The sequence below is a fragment of the Kitasatospora sp. NPDC036934 genome, assembly GCF_055608425.1.
Map to the genome: position 1 here is coordinate 38,393 of NZ_JBVJQR010000018.1, position 18,521 is coordinate 56,913.

18 protein-coding genes and 3 pseudogenes are annotated in these 18,521 nt (G+C 74.5%); 10 read left to right on the forward strand and 11 right to left on the reverse strand.

Annotation, left to right across the window (positions count from 1 at the left end):
- Nucleotides 1-84 precede the first annotated feature (84 nt).
- Complete coding sequence (locus tag ACZ7BZ_RS26130; RefSeq protein ID WP_470360418.1) at nt 85-942, reverse strand: helix-turn-helix transcriptional regulator; 858 nt, start codon at nt 940-942, stop codon at nt 85-87.
- A gap of 86 nt (nt 943-1,028) precedes the next feature.
- Between ACZ7BZ_RS26130 and ACZ7BZ_RS26135 the strand changes: the two genes are divergently transcribed.
- Nucleotides 1,029-1,811 carry an SDR family NAD(P)-dependent oxidoreductase gene (locus ACZ7BZ_RS26135; protein WP_470360419.1) on the forward strand — a complete coding sequence of 261 codons (783 nt, stop codon included), beginning with the start codon at nt 1,029-1,031 and terminating at the stop codon, nt 1,809-1,811.
- Between the two features lie 113 nt (nt 1,812-1,924).
- On the opposite strand, the gene ACZ7BZ_RS26140 is transcribed toward ACZ7BZ_RS26135, so the two are convergent.
- The 6 genes and pseudogenes from ACZ7BZ_RS26140 to ACZ7BZ_RS26165 all read right to left on the reverse strand — a co-directional run bounded on the left by ACZ7BZ_RS26140 (nt 1,925) and on the right by ACZ7BZ_RS26165 (nt 6,888).
- Nucleotides 1,925-2,842, reverse strand: coding sequence for an SAM-dependent methyltransferase (locus ACZ7BZ_RS26140; protein ID WP_470360420.1), 918 nt, complete (start codon nt 2,840-2,842; stop codon nt 1,925-1,927).
- On the reverse strand, nt 2,839-3,501 hold the full coding sequence (locus ACZ7BZ_RS26145; RefSeq protein ID WP_470360421.1) for a cysteine hydrolase family protein: 663 nt from the start codon (nt 3,499-3,501) through the stop codon (nt 2,839-2,841). The genes ACZ7BZ_RS26140 and ACZ7BZ_RS26145 overlap by 4 nt, the downstream gene beginning before the upstream one ends.
- Nucleotides 3,498-3,917, reverse strand: a pseudogene (locus tag ACZ7BZ_RS26150) (isocitrate/isopropylmalate family dehydrogenase); the annotation flags it as partial. The gene ACZ7BZ_RS26145 and the pseudogene ACZ7BZ_RS26150, both read right to left, overlap by 4 nt.
- A gap of 225 nt (nt 3,918-4,142) precedes the next feature.
- Nucleotides 4,143-4,898 carry an FAD:protein FMN transferase gene (locus ACZ7BZ_RS26155; RefSeq protein ID WP_470360503.1) on the reverse strand — a complete coding sequence of 252 codons (756 nt, stop codon included), beginning with the start codon at nt 4,896-4,898 and terminating at the stop codon, nt 4,143-4,145.
- Nucleotides 4,899-4,928: 30 nt separating this feature from the next.
- Nucleotides 4,929-5,435 (reverse strand): FMN-binding protein, encoded by a 507-nt coding sequence (locus tag ACZ7BZ_RS26160; protein ID WP_470360422.1) that lies wholly within the window; start codon nt 5,433-5,435, stop codon nt 4,929-4,931.
- An 85-nt stretch (nt 5,436-5,520) separates the two neighbouring features.
- Nucleotides 5,521-6,888: a ferredoxin reductase family protein gene (locus tag ACZ7BZ_RS26165; protein WP_470360423.1), complete on the reverse strand. Its 1,368-nt coding sequence runs from the start codon at nt 6,886-6,888 to the stop codon at nt 5,521-5,523.
- Between the two features lie 232 nt (nt 6,889-7,120).
- Between ACZ7BZ_RS26165 and ACZ7BZ_RS26170 the strand changes: the two genes are divergently transcribed.
- Nucleotides 7,121-7,885: a response regulator transcription factor gene (locus tag ACZ7BZ_RS26170; RefSeq protein ID WP_470360424.1), complete on the forward strand. Its 765-nt coding sequence runs from the start codon at nt 7,121-7,123 to the stop codon at nt 7,883-7,885.
- Nucleotides 7,882-9,375: a sensor histidine kinase gene (locus tag ACZ7BZ_RS26175; protein WP_470360425.1), complete on the forward strand. Its 1,494-nt coding sequence runs from the start codon at nt 7,882-7,884 to the stop codon at nt 9,373-9,375. Before ACZ7BZ_RS26170 ends, ACZ7BZ_RS26175 begins: the two co-directional genes overlap by 4 nt.
- Here ACZ7BZ_RS26175 and ACZ7BZ_RS26180 read toward each other — a convergent pair.
- Entirely contained in the window at nt 9,350-10,384 is a 1,035-nt protein-coding gene (locus ACZ7BZ_RS26180; RefSeq protein WP_470360426.1) for a GlxA family transcriptional regulator, read from the reverse strand. The genes ACZ7BZ_RS26175 and ACZ7BZ_RS26180 overlap by 26 nt on opposite strands.
- Before the next feature lie 215 nt (nt 10,385-10,599).
- On the opposite strand from ACZ7BZ_RS26180, the gene ACZ7BZ_RS26185 reads away from it, so the two are divergent.
- From ACZ7BZ_RS26185 to ACZ7BZ_RS26195, 3 genes and pseudogenes are all read left to right on the forward strand, one after another.
- Nucleotides 10,600-11,190 (forward strand): isochorismatase family protein, encoded by a 591-nt coding sequence (locus ACZ7BZ_RS26185; RefSeq protein ID WP_470360427.1) that lies wholly within the window; start codon nt 10,600-10,602, stop codon nt 11,188-11,190.
- A 204-nt stretch (nt 11,191-11,394) separates the two neighbouring features.
- Nucleotides 11,395-12,390 carry a MarR family transcriptional regulator gene (locus ACZ7BZ_RS26190; protein WP_470360428.1) on the forward strand — a complete coding sequence of 332 codons (996 nt, stop codon included), beginning with the start codon at nt 11,395-11,397 and terminating at the stop codon, nt 12,388-12,390.
- Nucleotides 12,391-12,599: 209 nt separating this feature from the next.
- Nucleotides 12,600-13,099 (forward strand): annotated as a pseudogene (locus tag ACZ7BZ_RS26195) (helix-turn-helix domain-containing protein); the annotation flags it as partial.
- A 1-nt stretch (nt 13,100) separates the two neighbouring features.
- On the opposite strand, the pseudogene ACZ7BZ_RS26200 reads toward ACZ7BZ_RS26195, so the two are convergent.
- Together ACZ7BZ_RS26200 and ACZ7BZ_RS26205 are read right to left on the reverse strand one after the other, a co-directional pair.
- Nucleotides 13,101-13,214, reverse strand: a pseudogene (locus ACZ7BZ_RS26200) (IS630 family transposase); the annotation flags it as partial.
- Nucleotides 13,215-13,272: 58 nt separating this feature from the next.
- Complete coding sequence (locus ACZ7BZ_RS26205) at nt 13,273-14,049, reverse strand: alpha/beta fold hydrolase (RefSeq protein ID WP_470360429.1); 777 nt, start codon at nt 14,047-14,049, stop codon at nt 13,273-13,275.
- A 179-nt stretch (nt 14,050-14,228) separates the two neighbouring features.
- Here ACZ7BZ_RS26205 and ACZ7BZ_RS26210 point away from each other — a divergent pair, with 179 nt between their 5' ends.
- Entirely contained in the window at nt 14,229-15,029 is an 801-nt protein-coding gene (locus ACZ7BZ_RS26210; RefSeq protein WP_470360430.1) for a mechanosensitive ion channel family protein, read from the forward strand.
- 15 nt (nt 15,030-15,044) lie between these two features.
- Here the strand turns inward: ACZ7BZ_RS26210 and ACZ7BZ_RS26215 are convergent, their stop codons facing one another.
- Nucleotides 15,045-15,398 (reverse strand): DUF6401 family natural product biosynthesis protein, encoded by a 354-nt coding sequence (locus ACZ7BZ_RS26215; protein ID WP_380453055.1) that lies wholly within the window; start codon nt 15,396-15,398, stop codon nt 15,045-15,047.
- Between the two features lie 142 nt (nt 15,399-15,540).
- Between ACZ7BZ_RS26215 and ACZ7BZ_RS26220 the strand changes: the two genes are divergently transcribed.
- The 3 genes from ACZ7BZ_RS26220 to ACZ7BZ_RS26230 all read left to right on the forward strand — a co-directional run bounded on the left by ACZ7BZ_RS26220 (nt 15,541) and on the right by ACZ7BZ_RS26230 (nt 18,350).
- Nucleotides 15,541-16,467, forward strand: coding sequence for an LLM class F420-dependent oxidoreductase (locus ACZ7BZ_RS26220; protein ID WP_470360431.1), 927 nt, complete (start codon nt 15,541-15,543; stop codon nt 16,465-16,467).
- A 246-nt stretch (nt 16,468-16,713) separates the two neighbouring features.
- Nucleotides 16,714-17,292, forward strand: coding sequence for an AAA family ATPase (locus ACZ7BZ_RS26225; protein ID WP_470360432.1), 579 nt, complete (start codon nt 16,714-16,716; stop codon nt 17,290-17,292).
- A 92-nt stretch (nt 17,293-17,384) separates the two neighbouring features.
- On the forward strand, nt 17,385-18,350 hold the full coding sequence (locus ACZ7BZ_RS26230; RefSeq protein ID WP_470360433.1) for a zinc metalloprotease: 966 nt from the start codon (nt 17,385-17,387) through the stop codon (nt 18,348-18,350).
- Nucleotides 18,351-18,521 lie beyond the last annotated feature (171 nt).

Consider the following 18,521-nt stretch of genomic DNA (forward strand, 5'->3'; position numbering starts at 1 on the left):
GGCGCCCGGCCCGCGACGGCTGGGCCCGGCGCCCCGACACCTCGATACCCGACCGGTCCGACGAGCACGCCGTGTCCGGCTCCGTCAGAGCGATCCGCCCGGGTCAAGGCTCGCGGCTCCGAGCACGTTCAGGAAGGCCAGCGCCTCGGCGTCAGGAGTGTCCGGCGGCGCGCTGTAGAGCACGAGGTGCTGGTCGCGGTCGGCGAGCGTGAGCGAGTCGCAGTCGACGGTGATCTCCCCGACGGCCGGATGACGGAAGGTCTTCGTGAGCACCGGCGCCGCTTGGACGTCGCGCTGCTCCCAGAGCCGGGCGAACTCCGGGCTGGCGTTGCGCAGTTCGTCGACCAGGTCGGTCACCGCCGGGTCGGACGGGTAGCGGGCGAGGGCGGATCGCAGCCCCGTGGCGACGTGGCGGCGGAACTCGGCGACGTCGGAGATTCCGTACCGCGTCGTGCCAGGCCGGGTCGGGCCGAGGAATGCCCGCCGCGCGAGATTGCGGTCCGGTGGGGCGAGTTCGGTGAAGTCCCCCATGAGCGCGCCCGCCAGGTGGTTCCACGCGAGTACCTCGAACGCGGCGGACATCACGAAGGCGGCCGTGTGCGGCAGCCGTTCGAGGAGCGCGAGGATGCTCGGGCGGACGTCGCGCCGGTGCAGTCGATGGCGGTTCGGCGCGGTGCCGGCGAGGACGTGGAGGTGATCGGACTCGCTGTCCGTGAGCCGGAGCGCCCCGGCGATCCCGGCGAGGACCTCGCTCGACGGGCGCGGTGCCCGGCCCTGTTCGAGCCGGACGTAGTACTCCGTGGAGATGTGTGCGAGGACCGCGACCTCCTCGCGGCGAAGACCCGGTGTCCGGCGTCGCGGTCCGCTGGGTAGGCCGAGGTCCTGCGGGCGGAGCCGCTCGCGACGGCTGCGAAGGAACGCTCCGAGCTCCTGTTTGTCCATACCCCGAGTCTGCACGCCGTGCGTCGGCGGATCCTGGTACCGCCTGTGCCTGTATCCGGCGGGGAGGCCGATCCGACACTGTCGGCATGACGAACACCACTGACATCACGCCCAGCGGCCTGCTCACCGGCAAGGTCGTATTCATCACCGGCGCCAGCCGCGGCATCGGGGCGGCTGCGGCCCGGCTCTTCGCCCGCGAGGGCGCCGCCGTCGTGCTCGCCGCCCGCGGCGCCGACGCCCTCCAGCGGATCGTCACCGAGATCCGCGCCGACGGCGGCGTCGCGGATGCCGTGACGGTGGACCTCGCCGACCGGGCGAGCATCCGTGCGGCGCTCGACCGCGTCGAGGATCTGCACGGGCGGCTCGACGGCGCGTTCAACAACGGCGCGGCGATCCAGCGGCCCGGCCCGCTGGAGACGACCAGCGACGAGGACATCGAGGAGCAGTTCGCGGTCAACTTCCGGGCGCACTGGAGTGCCATGACGGCCGAAGCCGCGCTCATGCGACGGAACGGTGGCGGGGCGATCGTGAACACATCCAGCATCGGCAGCCGCCGCGCGAACCAGGCCCTGCCCGCCTACGGCGCGATGAAGCGCGCGCTCAACAGCATCACCGAGAGCGCCGCCGTGACCTGGGGGCGGCAGGGGATCAGGGTCAATGGCATCACCCCCGGCGGCACTGCCACGGAGATGATCGAGGCATGGGAGGCGGCGTCCCCCGGCATCGTCGAAGCGATCAACGCGGCCACCCCGCTCGGCCGGATGGCCGAGCCCCGAGAGGTCGCCGAGGCGGCCGCTTGGCTGCTCAGCGACCGGGCCTCCATGGTGACCGGCGCGATCGTGCCGGTGGACGGCGGCGCCGGCGCCTGAGCAAGACGGAGCCCGGGCAATGCCGCAACTCCGCTACGACGGACGGCTACCGTCCGACGTCTGGCGGCCGCAGCGGGATCAGGGGGGTGCGTGGCCTTCGGTCGGCAGCGGGATCACGGCCGGACGGCGAAGACCCAGCGGTTGGCGGCGAGGGCGTCGTCCGGTTCCGGGAGGGGGCCGCGGCCGTAGTGGCGGGTGAACTCGAAGGGGGTGTGGGCGGTGGTGGACCAGCCGCGGGCGGTGAGGTCGGCGGGGGTGTCGGGGCGGGGTTCGGCGTCGAAGAGGGCGAGCAGGTCGATGCCGGTCCGCTCGCGGGTGGCGGTGTAGACGGGGTTGCCGCGGACGGCCGCCGACTCGACGCCGAGCTTGGCTTCGTAGGCGAGGGTGGAGCCGGGGGCGCTGAGCCGGTCGACGACGGCGAAGAGGTCGCGTTCCACCATGCCGGGCAGGTAGAGCAGCAGGCCTTCGGCGAGCCAGGCGGTGGGCTGGTCCGGGCGGAACCCGGCGGCGGTGAGGGCGGCGGCCCAGTCGGTGCGGAGGTCGGTCGCGACGGTGTGGCGTCGGGCGGTGGGCTGTGCGCCGAGGCCGTCCAGGACGCGCTGCTTGAAGGCGAGCACCTCGGGCCGGTCGATCTCGTAGAGGGCGCAGTCGGCGGGCCAGTCCAGCCGGTAGGCCCGGGTGTCGAGCCCGGCTCCGAGCAGCACGACCTGCCGGGCGCCGAGTTGGACGGCCCGGAGCAGCTGGTCGTCCAACGCCCTGGTGCGCAGCGCGAAGTAGCGGCCCAGGCGGCCCCAGAGCGGGTCGGCCTCGCCGTCCGGGACGTCCCGGGGGTGGCGGGGCCAGTGGGCGGTGGCGGGGTCGGCGCGGACGAAGTGTTCCGCGTACGGGTCCCGGGCGAGGGCGTCGGGGCGGTGGGTCTCGACGGCCCGGGCGGCGGCGACCAGCAGGGCGGTGAGTCCCGCGCCTTCGGTCGGGCCGGGGGTGCCGGGGGTTCCGGACGGGGTGCGGGTTTCGGCGGCACCGACACTCATGCGCGCTCCTGCTGTGCGGGGACGGGGGGCTCGGGGTGGCTGGTCCAGACGGCGGGTTGGTCGCGGGTGGTGACGCGGGCGCCGTACACCCGGCGCATGAAGGCGAGGACGGCGTCGTCGGGCAGGTGCAGTGCCGCGGTGCAGTCGGCGAGCACCGTGATGTGGAAGCCCTTCTGGAAGGCGGTGCGCGCGGTGCTGTCGACGCAGACGTCGGCGAACACGCCGACCAGGGCGAGGTGCCGGACGCCGCCGTCCACCAGGTGCCGTTCGAAGCCCGGGCTGAGGAAGGCGTCGAAGCAGGCGTGCTTGGTGAACACCGCCTCGCCGTCCTGCGGGGCCACGCCGGTGAACTCGGCTCCCCAGCTGCCGTCGAGGCACTTGGGCCGCTTGCCGAGCACGGCGTCCCGGTGGCGCCAACTCGCGCCCTGGTGTGCCGGATCGCCGAGGAAGCGGACGAACACCACCTCGATGCCGTGCGCGCGGGCCGTCTCGACGGCGTCGGCGGTGTTGGCGGCGACGGTGGCGAGCCGGGCCGGGTCGCCGGGGTAGCGGGCGGCGGCCACCGGTCCGGCGCAGAAGTCGTTCTGCAGGTCGACGACGACCAGGGCGGTGCGGCCGGGCCGGGGCGCGTTCACCTGGCCGGGCGGCGGCGCGTTCACGCGGCCGGTCCGGGGTGGGCGCCGACGGTGGCGTCGGCCGCGGTGCCGACGGCGGTGCCAGGCGCGACGCCGACCGCGACCTCGGTGGTGGAGTGCCGCCCGCCGAGGTCGGGCGTGCTGATGCCCTGCCGACCGACGGTGGCGAGGGCGGCCTCCGGGGCGGCGACCGCGCCCGGGCGGCCCGCGTGCCGCTCGGAGATCACGGCGGCGGCTCGTAGGGTGGCGACCGGGTTGACGGTGTCCTTGCCGGCGAGGTCGTCGGCGGAGCCGTGCACCGTCTGGTGCTCCACCAACTCGGCCGGCTCCAGGCGGAGATGGACGTTCTCGGTGCAGCGGTTCTCCTGCCGCTCGGGGCCGTACCGGTCGAGCAGGACGACGTGCATGATGTCCGCCCACTCGTTGCCGGCCACGATCACGCCGTTGCGGTTGGCGTCGAAGAGGGTGAAGACCAGTTCGACCGGCTGGGCGGCCTCGGTCGGCATGAACGGCTCCTGGTGGGTGGTGCGTCGGGGAGCGGGGCGCCTCGGCGCCCGGTGGTTCCCCCACTATCGACGGACCGGGCCGGTGCGAGCGGGACATGATCGTCGGGTTCACCTAATGGAGTGAACTCGGCGTGGCGGAGGCCGAGTTGCCGCGAGGGCTCAGTGAGCCGCGGCGGGCTGCCAGTCGGCGGGGCCGGAGGGCGGCAGGTGGCCGGGCAGTCCGGGGGTCCAGCGCTTCGTGCCGTCGGGCAGGACGGCGAGCGCCTCCACCCCGGGGCGTCGGGCGGCCCAGGTCAGTGCGCGGTCCGGGCCCATGGCGAAGGCGGCGGTCGCCCAGGCGTCGGTGCGGGCGATGCCGGTGCCGGGGGCGCCGACCAGGGTGAGCGAGGCGAGGCCGTCGGCGCGGCGGCCGGTGTGCGGGTCGAGGATGTGGGCGCCGCGCTCGGCGGTGCCGGAGGTGGCGATGGCGAGGTCGTGGCCGCCGAGCACGGCGGCGAGGTCGCCGGGCCGCCGGGGGTGGGCGATGCCGATCCGCCACGGCCCGCCGGAGGTCTGGACGTCCCCGCCGCCGTTGACGCAGAACTGCCGGGCGCCGGCGGCCCGCAGCAGCCGGGCGGTCTCCTCGACGGCCCAGCCCTTGACCCAGCCGCTGGGGTCGAGCCGGCCGCCGGGCCGTTCGGTGAAGTAGCCGTCGGTCTCGGCGGCGACCTCGCGGCAGGCATCGAGCACCGTACGGACCTCGGGATCGCAGTCGGCGAGGTCCAGTTCGCCCCGGTCGAGCCGACTGATGTCGCTGTCCGGCCGGTAGGTGGAGAACACCGCGTCGATCCGGTGCAGCCGTTCGGCGATCCGCCGCAGTGCGTCGGGCAGGGCGGGCCCGGGGTCCCGGACGGCGATGGAGAAGACGGTGCCCATCACGGGCTCGGCGTGCCGCAGCACCGGCGATCAGCCCTTCGCCCGGTCGAGGGCGCTCTGCAGCGAGCGGATGTAGCCGTCGCTGGTGTAGGTGGCGCCGCTGACGGCGTCGATCTGGGCGCTCTGCGCGGAGATCGCCTCCTGGTTGAGGGTGGGCAGGGCGTCGGTGTTGATCTCGCGGTCCCGGCGGTCCTGGGTGGGGTACTTGACCACGTCGACGCCGGTGAGCCGGCTCCCGCTGAGGGTGACCTGCACCTGCACCGGCCCGTACCGGGTGTTCACGGTGTCCCCGCTGATCTTCCGGGTGGCACCGCCGCCGGACGCGGGTGCGGGCGTGGGGGAGGCGGAGGTGTCGGCGGTACCGCTGGTCCCGGAACCGGACGAGGAACCGGACGAAGAGCCCGAGGAAGAGCCCGAGGACGATCCCGCCCCCGAGCTGATCACCGGCGCGGACCCGGTGGCCTGGTGCGGTTTGAGGGAGAGCAGCAGCACCACCCCGGCGGCGGTGGCGGCACTGGTGACGACGGCTCGGCGCATCGGCAGGACAACTCCTTCGGAAGTTCGGACTACGGACAGACGGCGGGCTCTGGCGGGGGGCCTCGGCGCGCTCGGGCGTACGGGCTCAGAAGGCGAAGGACTCGTGGTGGATCCGCCCCGCCCGCACCCCGGCCGCCCGCAGCCCGCGCACGGCCTCCGCGGTGACGGCCTCGGGCCCGCACAGGTACACCTCGTGCTCGGCCAGCCCCGGCACCAGCCGGGCGAGCGCCGTACCGAGGTCCCCGACCTGCTCCCGCGAGCCGAGCAGCTCGTGCACCACCGCGCCGCGCCGGCGGGCGACCTCGGCCAGCTCGTCCCGGAACAGGACGTCCTCTGCGCGCCGGGCCCGCTGCACCAGGGTGAGGTCGCCCGGCAGGGTCTCGAACAGTGCCCGCAGCGGGGTGATCCCGACGCCGACCCCGAGCAGCAGTACCTTGCGCTGCCGCTGCTGCCGTCCGGTGAAGGCCCCGTACGGGCCCTCGGCCCGTACCTTGGTGCCCGGCCGCAGCCGGGCGACGGCCGCACTGTGCCCGCCGAGGTCCTTGACGGTGAACCGGAGGAAGTCGGGCCGGGCCGGTGCGGACAGCGAGTACGGATTGGCGGCCCAGCGCAGTCCGGGGGCCTGGAACTGGAGGCGGAAGAACTGGCCGGGTTCGGCGCGGAGTTCGTCCAGCCGCCGGCCGGACAGGAACAGCGACACCACGCCGGGGCCCTCCGGGCGCACCTCGGCCACCTTCAGCCCGTGCCGCCGGTCGAGCAGCCAGGGCCACAGCAGCCGGTACCAGCCGAGCAGCGCCGCCGTCCCGAAGTAGAGCGCGTACCAGGCGGCCCGGCCGGGGCCGCCGCCGAGGTCGGCGCCGGTGGTCAGCTGGTGGGCGAAGGCGAGCGCGACCGCGAGGTAGGTGGCCAGGTGGAGGTAGTACCAGGTCTCGTAGGAGAGCCGGCGGCGGGCCGCCCGGGCGGAGACCGCTCCGGTGCCGAGCATCAGCAGGGTGCCGGCGGTGGCCTTGAGCATGTCGGGGTAGTGGAAGACGATCTCGACGCCCTCGCCGACCGGCCCGCGCCCGTCGGTGAGTGCGTAGCCCCAGATGATGGTCAGCACGTGCACGGTGACCAGGCCGACCAGCCAGCGGCCGCCGTAGGCGTGCCAGCGGGCCAGCCGGTCGGCGCCGACCCCGCGCTCCACCGGCGGCAGCCGGGCCATCAGCAGGAGCAGCACCGGCGCGGCGTACCCGGCGAGCAGCCCGGCGATCCGCCCGGCGCCGGTCAGCCAGCCGGCCGGGCTGACCACTGCGGCGGTGTTCACCCACCACAGCCCGAGCACGCCGAGCGCGCCGGCGGCGATCAGGCCGAGCGCGGCGCCCGGCGGCAGGGCGAGCGGCGGGCGGGCGGCGGCCCGGTGACGCGGGCCGGCGGGCGCCTGCCGGGACTTCGGTACGGTGGCAGTGCTCATCGCGGATCCTCCTTGACTCCCGGCGGCGGCACGGCCCCGCCGGGATGGTCCACGATGGCAGCGCAAGCTCTGAGTCACCTATGAGGAAGCTCGGTCCGGCACCTGTCAGGACCATAATCGTCGCAGCTCAGAAGGTGTGTTCAGGTATACGAACCAGTCTCGGTGATCTCACGGGTTTCTCATCGCGACGGGCCACAATGAACGCCGTCCGCCGCCGAACCGAAGGAGCACCATGGACGACAGCGCCGACCACCGGGAGGACCGCCCGGGTGAGCGCGCGGAGGACCGCCTGGGCGACCGTCCGGACTGGCGGGTCCTGGTCGTCGACGACGAGCCGGACCTGGTGGAGGTGGTCTGCGGCGCCGTCCGCTACGAGGGCTGGCAGGCGCGCGGCGTCACCACCGGTCTGGAGGCCGTCCGGGAGGCGGAGCGGTGGCGGCCGCACGCGGTGGTGCTCGACATGATGCTGCCCGACCTCGACGGCCTGGAGGTGCTGCGCCGGCTGCACGCCGGGCAGCCCGAGGTGCGGGTGCTGTTCCTCACCGCCCGGGACGCCGTCGAGGAGCGGATCGCGGGCATCGCGGCGGGTGGCGACGACTACGTGACCAAGCCGTTCAGCCTGGCCGAGGTGGTGGTCCGGCTGCGCGGGCTGCTGCGCCGGGCCGCCCCGACGGAGGGGCCGGGCCGTCCGCCCGCGCACGCCCTGGTGCTCGGCGACCTCGTCCTGGACGACCGGGCCCGCGAGGTGACCCGCGACGGCGAGACCATCGAGCTCAGCCCGACCGAGTACGCGCTGCTCGCCTACCTGATGCGCCACCCCCGGCAGGTGCTCAGCAAGGCGCAGATCCTGGACGCGGTCTGGTCGTACGACTTCGGCGGGCAGGCGCACATCGTGGAGCTGTACATCAGCTACCTGCGCAAGAAGCTGGATGCCGGCCGCAGCCCGATGATCCACACCGTGCGCGGCGCGGGCTACCTGATCAAGGCCGCGCCGTGAGCCGCGCCGTGCGTCGCGCGGCGACCCGAGCCGCCACGGCGCTGCGCCGGCTGCTGCCCCGCACCCTGCGCGCCCGGCTGATCGCCGGCCTGCTGGTGCTGCTGGTGGTCACCTGCGCGGCCGTCGGCTTCGCCACCGCCGCCGCGCTGCGCCACTTCCTGGTGGACCGGCTCGACCAGCAGCTCGCCGAGGCCGGCGGCCGCTACGCCGCCAGCCTGGAGCACACCGGCGCCGGTGCCGGCCCGGACACCCGGGCCCAGACCCCCGGCACCCTGGGCGTACGGCTGCTCGGCGGCAAGGTCACCGCCGCCGGGGTGGTGGACGGGGACGCCGACGACGTCGACAACCCCGACGACGCGGACGACCAGATCTCCTTCACGCCCGACGAGCAGAACCGGCTGGCCGCCCTGCCGGTCGGCGGCCCGGCCCGCACCCTGGACCTCGGCGGCACCCTGCGCCACTACCGGGTCCGGGCGGTGGCCGGGCGGGACGGCGACGTGCTGGTCAGCGGGCTGCCGCTGCGCCCGGCCGAGGAGACCGTGGAGCGCCTGGAGACCCTCGAACTGACCGTCTTCGCGATCGCCGTCACCGCGGCCGGCGCCGCCGGAGCGATCTGGGTCGGCTGGTCGCTGCGCCCGCTGCGCCGGGTGGTGGGGATGGCCGAGCGGGTGAGTACGCTGCCGCTGGCCAGCGGCGAGGTGCAGCTGGCCGAGCGGGTTCCGGACGACGATCCGCGCACCGAGGTCGGCCGGGTCGGCGCGGCGCTCAACCGGATGCTCGGCCACGTCGGCGACGCGCTGGCCCGCCGGCACGCGGTGGAGGAGCGGCTGCGCGCCTTCGCCGCCGACGCCAGCCACGAGCTGCGTACCCCGGTGGCGGCCGTCCGCGGCCACGCCGAGCTGGCGCTGAGGCACCCCGGGGAGGTGCCCGGCGAGGTGCGGCACTCGCTGGAGCGGATCGACGCCGAGGCGCTGCGGATGGGTGCGATCGTCGAGGACCTGCTGCTGCTCGCCCGGCTGGACGCGGGCCGCCCACTGGCCGGGGACGAGGTGGACCTCACCCGGATCGCGCTCAACGCCGTGGCCGACGCCCGGGCGGCCGGCCCCGACCACCACTGGCGGCTGGTGCTGCCGGAGGAGCCGGTGCTGGTGCGCGGGGACGAGCACCGGCTGAGCCAGGTGGCGGCCAATCTGCTGGCCAACGCCCGCACCCACACCCCGGCCGGTACGGCGGTCGAGCTGAGTCTCGAACTCGTCGGCGATCACGTGGAGTTGAGCGTCGTCGACGACGGCCCTGGGATCCCGCCGGAGCTGCTCGGGCGGGTCTTCGAGCGGTTCGTCCGGGGCGACCGCGCCCGCTCCCGGGCCACCGGCTCGACCGGGCTGGGCCTGTCCATCGTCCGGGCCGTGGTCCAGGCGCACGGCGGTACGGTCGAGGCGGTCAGCCGGCCCGGCCGGACGGCTTTCACGGTGCGGCTGCCGGCGGTGTGACCGGGGCCGCGCCCAGGCCGGTGGCCGTACGGAAGCGCTGCCGGTAGTCGGTCGGCGTGGTGTCCAGCCGGCGGCGGAAGGCCCGTACCAGGGTGTCCGTGGTGCCGAACCCGCAGGCGGTGGCGATGCGTTCGAGCGTGTCGTCGCCCGACTCCAGCCGGTGGCGGGCTAGTTCGACCCGCGCCGACTCGATGTAGGCGCTCGGGGTGGTGTCCAGTTCGGTCTTGAAGATTCGGACCAACTGCCTTTCGCTGAGGTGCGCGTGGGCGGCGAGCGCGGGCACGGTGAGCCGGCCGGAGAGGTTGCGCAGGATGTGGTGGCGCAGCTCCTCGATCCGCCGGGTGGTGGAGACCGGCTCCAGCGGGACGCTGAACTGGCTCTGGCCGCTGGGGCGTTTGAGGTACATCACCAGCTGCCGGGCGACCCGCAGGGCTAGTTCCTCGCCGAAGTCCTCGGCGACCAGGGCGAGCGAGAGGTCCAGGCAGGCACTGATGCCGGCGCCCGTCCACACCTCGCCCGCGCGGATGAAGATCGGGTCGGCGTCGACCTCGACCCCCGGGTACTCGGCGGCCAGCTGGCCCGCGGTCGACCAGTGGGTGGTGGCCCGCTTGCCCTCCAGCAGTCCGGCCGCCGCCAGCAGGTGGGCGCCGACGCAGACCGAGGCGACCCGGCGCGAGCGGGCGGCCAGCGTGCGGACGTGCTCGACCACGGCCGGGTCGGTGAGCGCCCGGACCCTGCGGGCCTCGTCGACCTCCACGGCCCCGGGCACCAGCAGGGTGTCGATGCCGCCCGCGGCGGCGGCCTGGTCGAAGGTGAGGTCGGGCAGGATCCGCACCCCGGCGGCGGTGGTGACCGGTCCGGTGGTCTCGGCGGCCAGCACCACCCGGTAGCCGGCGGCCTCCTCGCTCTCCCGCCGGACCAGCGAGAACACTTCCGGCGGGCCGGTGACGTCCAACAGGTCGACACCCTCGAACAGGACGATGACGATCAGCCGCTGCGGGCTCTCCACGGGCTCTCCCTCTGTGCCGGGCCTGCTCTGTGCCGGGCGTTCTCCGCGCCGAACCCCGATGTCGGAATCTGCATGTTAGACGGCATTGCCGCCATGGCGGGCACGCCCGTAGCGTTCCAGAGGCAGGCCGCACCACGCGTGACCTGCCAGGACACTCCTCGAATCCTCGAACCCTCGAACCCGGACACCCCCGGAACGACGAAGGCGGCACAGCCATGCCCAGCACCACCCTGCGCACCCTCAACGGCCTCGACGACGCGCCCGCCCCGCTCGCCGCGGCCACCCTCGTCCTGATCGACTACCAGAACACCTACACCCGCGGCGTGATGGAGCTGACCGGCTGGCGCGAGGCCCTGGACGCGGCCGCCGACCTGCTCGCCCGGGCCCGAGCGGCCGGTACCACCGTCATCCACGTGATCAACGACGGTGGCGAGGGCACCCCGTACGACGTCCGCGCCGAGATCGGACAGATCCACCCGCGCGTGGCCCCGGCCGAGGGCGAGCGGGTGGTGGTCAAGCAGGTCCCGGACGCCTTCGTCGGCACCGGGCTGGGCGAACTTCTGGACGCGACCGGCCACCAGGAGGTGGTGATCGCTGGGTTCATGACCCACATGTGCGTCGCCTTCACCACCGCCGGAGCCTTCCTGCGCGGCAACCGCCCCACCGTCGTCGCCGAGGCCTGCGCCACCCGCCCGCTGGGCACCGGCACCGCGGAGCTCACCGCCGAGCAGATCCACCGGGGCGCGCTCGCCACCATCGGGGACCTCTACGGGGTCGTCGTGGAGTCCGCGGCCGAGCTGGGCTGACGGCCTGCCACCATCCGCCACTGTCAGGCCCCGGGCCCGGGGCGCGGGGCCCCGGGCCCGCTCCCCGGCGAGGTGCCCCGGTCCGTCACCCGGGGGACCGGCCGGCCCCACCGAGCCTGCCCGGGCCGCGGGCGCGGGGCAATGGATTCGGTTCTCGCCGAACGGTGTTGCGGTCCGGCCGCCGACGGGGTGACGATCCTGTCCGTGCTGCGAATCTTCTTCGGTACGGACGACCTCGAACGCACCCGGGTGGCCGAGCGCCCGGACATGTCGATGGAACTGTCCCTCAGCGTGCACGCCCTGATCAGCGGCCGGTGCGACCCGCGGTTCCAGGCCTGGCGCAACCGCCTGCGGGCCTCCTGGAACCCGCGCACCTCGCTGCTCTTCGACCTCTACACCTCCACGGCGATCCCCGAGTTCCTCACCGTCCGCCGCGACCCCGGCGCGACCGAGAGCGCCACCGCCGAGGCACCCGAGGAGCCGCTCCGCGGTCACCTGCGATCGGTGGGCGGGGAGCGGCAGTTGAGCGCCTTCGCACGCGGCGTGGCGGCGGGCGACCGGCGGGCCAGGAGACTGCTCGGCAACGTCACCGCCGACTACCAGACCCGCGCGATCGACCCCTACCGGCGGCAGATCGAGACCATCGTCACCACCGAGCACGGCCGGCGCCGCCGGACCACCGGGCCGGATGAGGTGCTCGGCTCGCTGCACCCGGCACTGTCCTGGCGCCGCCCGGTGCTCAGCTTCCCGCTGGCCGGCGGCTGTCGGCACGACCTACGGCTGGACGGCCGCGGACTCCTGCTCCAGCCCTGCGTGTTCGGCCCCCGCCGGCCGGTCATCGCCCGCTTCGAGGACCCGCGGCAGCAGCCGGTCCTCCTCTACCCGGCGAGGATCGGCGGTCCCTTGCAGCCCGAGTCCGAACCCACCCCCAGCCGCACCCTCACCGCGCTGCTCGGCCAGACCCGTGCCGCCGCCCTGGAGGCCATCGCCGCCCACGGCCCGTGCTCCACCAAGGACCTGGCCGCCCACCTCGGCATCTCCACCGCTTCCGCCAGCGAACACGCCACCGTCCTCGCCGACTCCGGCCTCACCACCAAGGACCGCACCGGCCGCACCGTCACCCACCGCCCCACCCCCCTCGGCCACGCCCTCCTCACCGGCCACCTCCCCACCCCGGCCCCCGACCCCGACGGGGTCTAATGGCGACGCCGCTCGGCAGCATTGCCTGCGGCTACCTGGTGGACCGGGCCGGGCTGACAACAGCCCTCGTGCTTCTCGGAGGGGCCTGCCTCCTGATCACGCTATGCCCGCTGATCTTCCCGGCCTGGCGCCGGATGGACGGGCCGAGCGGCGCCAGGGCACGTGCGTAAGCGCCTTGCCGGGCGGCACCGGACGACCGGAATGATCGCGTGGCTGAACGTGTGCGGGTCCGGGAGATCGATGACGACGAGGGCAGGCGGTTGCTGCGGATCGTCCGCAGGGGCACCGGGCCGGTGGTGACCTGGCGGCGGGCCCAGATTGTGCTGCTGCCCGCGCAGGGCATTCCGGTGGCGAAGATCGCAGAGGTCACGTTCACCAGCAGCGACCGGGTCCGGGACGTGATCCACAACTTCGACGCCGACGGCTTCGAGGCGCTCTGCCCGAAGTACGAGCGCGGCCGGCCCAGGACCTCCACGCTGCCGGAGCGCCGTGAGATCAAGAAGATCGCCAAGTCCGAGCCGGCCGAGCACGGCCTGCCGCTCTCGACCTGGACATCAGCCACGAGGGCCTGCGCATCATGCTCCGCGAGGAGGGCGTCTCGGCCGCTCAACCTCCAGCCCCACCCCGGCTGGCAGTGGGTCGAACGCGGCGGGAAGCCAAGGATCCAGACCGGGAGCCTCGCCCCCGCCGACGGGCGGCCTACACCCGCCCGCCGTCGCCCGGGTCCCGACCCGCTGGCACCGCTTCGTGGTCAGGTGCGGCGAGTAGTCGTCGACCACGATCGCGATGCGCACGTCGATGGGGTGAAGCGAGCGCAGGTAGCGGCTGATGCGGCGGCACTAGAAGTACTACTGGCACCGCGCGGCCGACCCTTGGGCGAGCTCAGGCGCGGGCGGGGCCGGTGCGGGGTTGGTGGGGGAGGGGGAGGGCGAGGGCTTCGGGGGAGGTGGGTGGGAGGGCGAGGGCGGAGGCGGTCTCGGCGGGGAGGGGGTGGAGGCCGAGGAGGGCGGTGGTGAGGCGGGTGGTGGCGCGGTGCCAGTCCGGGATGCGCTGGAGCATGGCGTGGCCGCTGCCGGTGACGGTGTAGCCGCAGACCCGGGCGCCGGCGGCGCGGCTGCGGGCGGCGAAGGCGCGGGTGTCGGCGGGTGCGGTGACGGTGTCGCGGTCGCCGTGCAGGAGCAGGACGTCGCGGCCGGCGAGGTGGTCGCAGGGGTCTTCGGCGGGGCACCAGGGGGCGAGGGCGACCAGGCCGGTGACGGCGGGGTGGCCGGCGGCGCGGAGGGCGGCGCGGCCACCCATGGAGTGGCCGATTAGGACGGTCGGCACCGGGCCGAGCGTCCCGGTGAGTTCGTCGAGGGCGGCGAGCGCGTCCCGGGCCGCGTCGGCGCGGGCGCCGTTCCAGCCGCGGTGGCGGTAGCGGACGGTGCCGATGGCGATCGCCTCGGCCGCGGTCTCCCTGCTGAGCGCGCGTAGGAAGCCGTGCATGCGCAGCAGCGGGAGGTTGAGGCGCCGGGGGCGGGCGAGGTTGTGCTCCTCGCCGCCGTGGAGGACGAGGACGGCGGCCCGGGGAGCGGCGGGCCGCACCCGCCACCGCAGCGCCCGGTGCGCGGCCGTGTCCGTGCTGTCCCCGATCACCTGCGCACCGTCCGGCTCCGTCACCGCGACCCCTCACCTCTCGGTCTGGACCGCCACTGTACGCGTGCGGAGGGCGGGGGTGTTCACCCGACGGGACCATCCCGGACATCCGGGCGCGCGCGGGCGGGGCGGGGTGCTGCTATCCACGAAGGGTGGGGGTCGCCGCGCCGCTCGTGGCGCCGTGTCACCGAGTGGAGGACTTCGTGGCTCAGCAGCTCGCACTCTCCGTGGACTTCGGGTCGGGTTTCACCCAGGCCTGGGGCAAGATCGCCAGCTTCATCCCGCAGTTCATCGCCTTCCTGGTGATCCTGGCCATCGGCTGGATCGTGGCCAAGGCGATCGCCCGCGTCCTGGACCGCGTGCTGCGCCGGGTCGGCTCGGAGAAGGTCGCCGAGCGGGCCGGGATGGCCCGCTACCTGAGCGGCTCGAAGTACGACATGACCGGAATCATCTGCAAGATCGTCTACTACGCGATCCTGCTGATGGCGCTGCAGCTGGCGTTCGGCGTCTTCGGCCCGAACCCGATCAGCGTGATGATCCACAGCATCGTCGCCTGGCTGCCCCGGGGCATCGTCGCGGTGGCGATCGTGGTGGTGGCGATGGCCATCGCCAACGGGGTGCGCGACATCGTCGGCAACGCGCTCTCCGGCGCCTCGTACGGCCGTACCGTCTCCACCGTGGCCTGGGCGTTCATCGTGGCGCTGGGGGTGATCGCGGCGCTCGGCCAGGCCGGGATCGCGACCGCGATCACCGGCCCGGTGCTGATCGCCGCGCTCGCCACCATCACCGGTGTGCTGGTGGTCGGTGTCGGCGGCGGTCTGATCATGCCGATGCGCCAGCGCTGGGAGCGGTGGCTGGACAACGCCGAGCAGGAGACCGCCCGGCTGCGCGGCACCGCGTACCAGGCGGGCCGTTCGGACGCGCTGACGAACCAGCCGGTCAGGCCGACCACCCAGGCCGGCCCGGGCAACCCGCCGGGGATCGAGGGCGACCAGCCGCGGTAGGGCTGCTACGGCTGCTCAGGCCTCCAGCAGGCCCTGGTCGCGCACCAGCCAGCAGATCGCGGTCAGCCGGGTGACGGCGTAGTCGTAGCCCACCGGCTCGCGCCAGCCGATCTCGGTGAGCGCGTCGAGGAAGCCCAGCGCGTAGTCCGACAGTTCCTCACGGTCCAGGGGCCGGGGCGCCAGCTCCGGCCCCTGGGCGTACAGCAGCTCGCGCAGCATCGCCGCGTGCTGGTCGACGGCGGCGACGAAGCCGGGCTCGAAGGCGAACTCGGCCAGCCGGGGCGTGAAGGCGGCCACGATGCCGGGCAGCGGGCAGCCGGCCGGTTCGTCGGGGGAGCGCCGGAAGGACTCGTCGGGGGTCGCGAACATCCGTCCACGGTAGGCGAGCCGCCGAGGGGGCGAGCCGGGCCGTGACGGTTCCGTGCTGAGACCTTGGCCACCTTCGGGACTTTCCGTGGCATGGCCGGTTCCGTGCGTTCCCGAACCGGCGGTCCGTACCAGAATGGCCCGCATGGATCTCCGCATCTTCACCGAGCCCCAGCAGGGCGCGAGCTACGACACCCTCCTCACGGTCGCCCGCACCGCCGAGCAGCTCGGTGCCTTCAGCGCCTTCTTCCGTTCCGACCACTACCTGAAGATGGGCGACGTCGACGGCCTGCCCGGCCCCACCGACGCCTGGATCACCCTGGCCGGCCTCGCCCGCGACACCAGCACCATCCGCCTCGGCACCCTGATGACGGCCGGCACCTTCCGGCTGCCGGGCGTCACCGCCATCCAGGTCGCCCAGGTCGACGCGATGAGCGGCGGCCGGGTCGAGTTCGGTCTCGGGGCCGGCTGGTACGAGGCCGAGCACACCGCCTACGGCATCCCGTTCCCGAAGGAGAAGTTCGGGCGGCTGGAGGAGCAGCTGGAGATCATCACCGGCCTGTGGCGGACCAAGCTCGGCGACACCTTCGACTTCGCCGGCGAGTACTACACCCTCGCCGACTCGCCCGCGCTGCCCAAGCCCGTCCAGGAGCGGATCCCGGTGCTGGTCGGCGGCAACGGGCCGAAGCGCACCCCGGCGCTGGCGGCCCGTTTCGCCGACGAGTTCAACCTGCCGTTCGCCTCCGTGGAGGACACCGCGGCCCAGTTCGGCCGGGTCCGGGCCGCGGTCGAGCAGGCCGGCCGCTCGGCCGACGAGCTGGTGTACTCCAACGCCCTGGTGCTGTGCGTCGGCCGGGACGACGCCGAGGTGGCCCGCCGGGCCGCCGCGATCGGCCGGGAGGTGGCCGAGCTGAAGGAGAACGGCCTGGCCGGCACCCCGGACGAGGTGGTGGAGAAGCTCGGCCGGTACGCGGCGGTCGGCAGCGAGCGGGTCTACCTCCAGGTGCTCGACCTGGCCGACCTCGACCACCTGGAGCTGGTCGCCGCCCGGGTCGCCCCGCAGCTGGGCTGAGGGAACTCCGGCACCGGCCCTCCACACCCGCCCTGACCACGTCTCTTTACTCGTTTTTGGGAATCCGCCATGCTACGGGGAGGGAACGGCGGCGGGAGCGGAGGGCCGGTGACGGGAACACGAATACCGCGGGCGGCGGCACCACCGGTGCCGCCGCCCCGCGTTGCGGAGAACCGCGCCACTGCGGACCGTGCCGCCACGGACCGCGCCACGGCGGGCCGCCAGGTCGGGGACCGGCCCGCCAGGGTGGTCCGCACCGGCGTGCACGAGCTGCGCGGCCCCGGCCCGGCCGCCCTGCACTACCCCGCCGGTGACGTGCTGGTGGTCACCGGACTTCCCGGCAGCGGCAAGAGCACCTTGATGCGCCGCTGCGTCCGGGCCGCGCTGGTCGACTCCCAGCTGGTCCGCGAGGAGTACGCGGCCCGGCTGCCCGGCCGCCTCCCGTACGCGCTGTACCGGCCGCTCGCCCGGCTCGCCCACTACCGGCGGCTGCGCCGGGCGGTGCTGGACGGCGGCCCGCTGGCGGTGCACGACTGCGGCACGCTGCCCTTCGTCCGGAGCTGGCTGGTCCGGGCCGCCGCCCGGCAGGGGCGCCGGGTGCACCTGCTGCTGCTGGACGCGGACCCGGCCGAGGCCCGGGCAGGGCAGCGGCGGCGCGGGCGGCGGGTCTCGCGCTACGCCTTCGCCCGGCACCGGGGCGCGGCGGCCAGGCTGCGCGGACTGCTGCTGGGGGCGGGGCGGCCGCCGACGGGGTGTGCGTCGGCAGTGGTACTCGACCGGGGCGCCGCGCGCGCCCTGCGGGAGATCGACTTCCCCGCGTCGTAGTCTCGGCGGGTCCGCGCCGGGCGCCGGTCGCCGGTGGGCGGGCCCGGGGCGCGGTCGCACCCCCCCCGTCAACTCCCCCGTCAGGAGCGCTGATGCGCCGTACTGCCCGGGTGCGCTCGCGTGCACCCCGCCTGTTCCCCTGTGCCGCCGCGCTGATCGCGGCGGCCGGTCTGGGTCAAGTCGCCGCCCCGGCCCCGCACCGCGCGGTGGCGGCCGTCTGCGACGGCACCGCCGACGCGGACGCCGCCGCCCGCAAGCCGGCCGACAGCCAGGCGGGCCGGGACCCGAACGCCGTGAGCGCCGGCGAGGCCCGGGCGATGCAGGCGGACCTGGACCACCGGCTCGCCGAGCTCGGCCCGGCGCACGTCCAGCTGGCCGCCGCACCGACCACCGTCCCGGTGTACGTCCACGTGATCCACTCCGGGGACGCCGGCCGGTTGGACGGGAGCGTCGTCGCCGCCCAGATCGACCACCTCAACGCCACCTACGGCGGCCAGGGTGCGGGCAACACCCCCACCCGGTTCCACTTCGAACTGGCCGGCACCGACTGGACCGACAACGCCGGCTGGTACTCCGGCATGACACCCGGCTCCGGCGCCGAGCGGGCGATGAAGAGTGCCCTGCGCAAGGGCGACCAGGGCGTCCTCAACCTCTACACCGCCCACCTCGGGCAGTCCCTGCTCGGCTGGTCGACCTTCCCCAACGCCTACCGCTCCAACCCGGCCGACGACGGCGTGGTGGTCCTGGACGACTCGCTGCCCGGCGGCCCCGCCACCCACTACAACGAGGGCAACACCGCCACCCACGAGACCGGCCACTGGCTGGGCCTCTTCCACACCTTCCAGGGCGGCTGCCTGACCCCGGGCGACTACGTGGACGACACCCCGCCCGAGCGCAGCGCCGCCTACGGCTGCCCGGAGGGCCGGCACAGCTGCCCCGGCGGCACACTCGACCCGATCCACAACTTCATGGACTACAGCTACGACTCCTGCATGACCCAGTTCACCCCGGGGCAGGCCGAGCGGATGTCGAACTCCTGGTCAGCCTACCGCAGTTGAGGTGAGAGAGGAGACTCACCCGAGAACGGCGTCAGGGCTCCGCTCCGGCATCTCCCGGCATCTCTCCGGGGCGGAGGGCCATCCGCTGCCGACTCGGACCCGGCGGGGCGCGGGTCCGCGGAATCCAGGAGAAGGGCCGTGGTGCCGCCGCGCGGAGGCGGAGCGGATTTG

Bases quoted from the DNA above. Each gene is read 5' to 3' on its own strand.
- ACZ7BZ_RS26130 (WP_470360418.1), bottom strand. From the start codon at position 942: ATGGACAAACAGGAGCTCGGAGCGTTCCTTCGCAGCCGTCGCGAGCGG.
- ACZ7BZ_RS26135 (WP_470360419.1), top strand. From the start codon at position 1,029: ATGACGAACACCACTGACATCACGCCCAGCGGCCTGCTCACCGGCAAG.
- ACZ7BZ_RS26140 (WP_470360420.1), bottom strand. From the start codon at position 2,842: ATGAGTGTCGGTGCCGCCGAAACCCGCACCCCGTCCGGAACCCCCGGC.
- ACZ7BZ_RS26155 (WP_470360503.1), bottom strand. From the start codon at position 4,898: ATGGGCACCGTCTTCTCCATCGCCGTCCGGGACCCCGGGCCCGCCCTG.
- ACZ7BZ_RS26160 (WP_470360422.1), bottom strand. From the start codon at position 5,435: ATGCGCCGAGCCGTCGTCACCAGTGCCGCCACCGCCGCCGGGGTGGTG.
- ACZ7BZ_RS26165 (WP_470360423.1), bottom strand. From the start codon at position 6,888: ATGAGCACTGCCACCGTACCGAAGTCCCGGCAGGCGCCCGCCGGCCCG.
- ACZ7BZ_RS26170 (WP_470360424.1), top strand. From the start codon at position 7,121: ATGGACGACAGCGCCGACCACCGGGAGGACCGCCCGGGTGAGCGCGCG.
- ACZ7BZ_RS26185 (WP_470360427.1), top strand. From the start codon at position 10,600: ATGCCCAGCACCACCCTGCGCACCCTCAACGGCCTCGACGACGCGCCC.
- ACZ7BZ_RS26215 (WP_380453055.1), bottom strand. From the start codon at position 15,398: ATGTTCGCGACCCCCGACGAGTCCTTCCGGCGCTCCCCCGACGAACCG.
- ACZ7BZ_RS26220 (WP_470360431.1), top strand. From the start codon at position 15,541: ATGGATCTCCGCATCTTCACCGAGCCCCAGCAGGGCGCGAGCTACGAC.
- ACZ7BZ_RS26230 (WP_470360433.1), top strand. From the start codon at position 17,385: ATGCGCCGTACTGCCCGGGTGCGCTCGCGTGCACCCCGCCTGTTCCCC.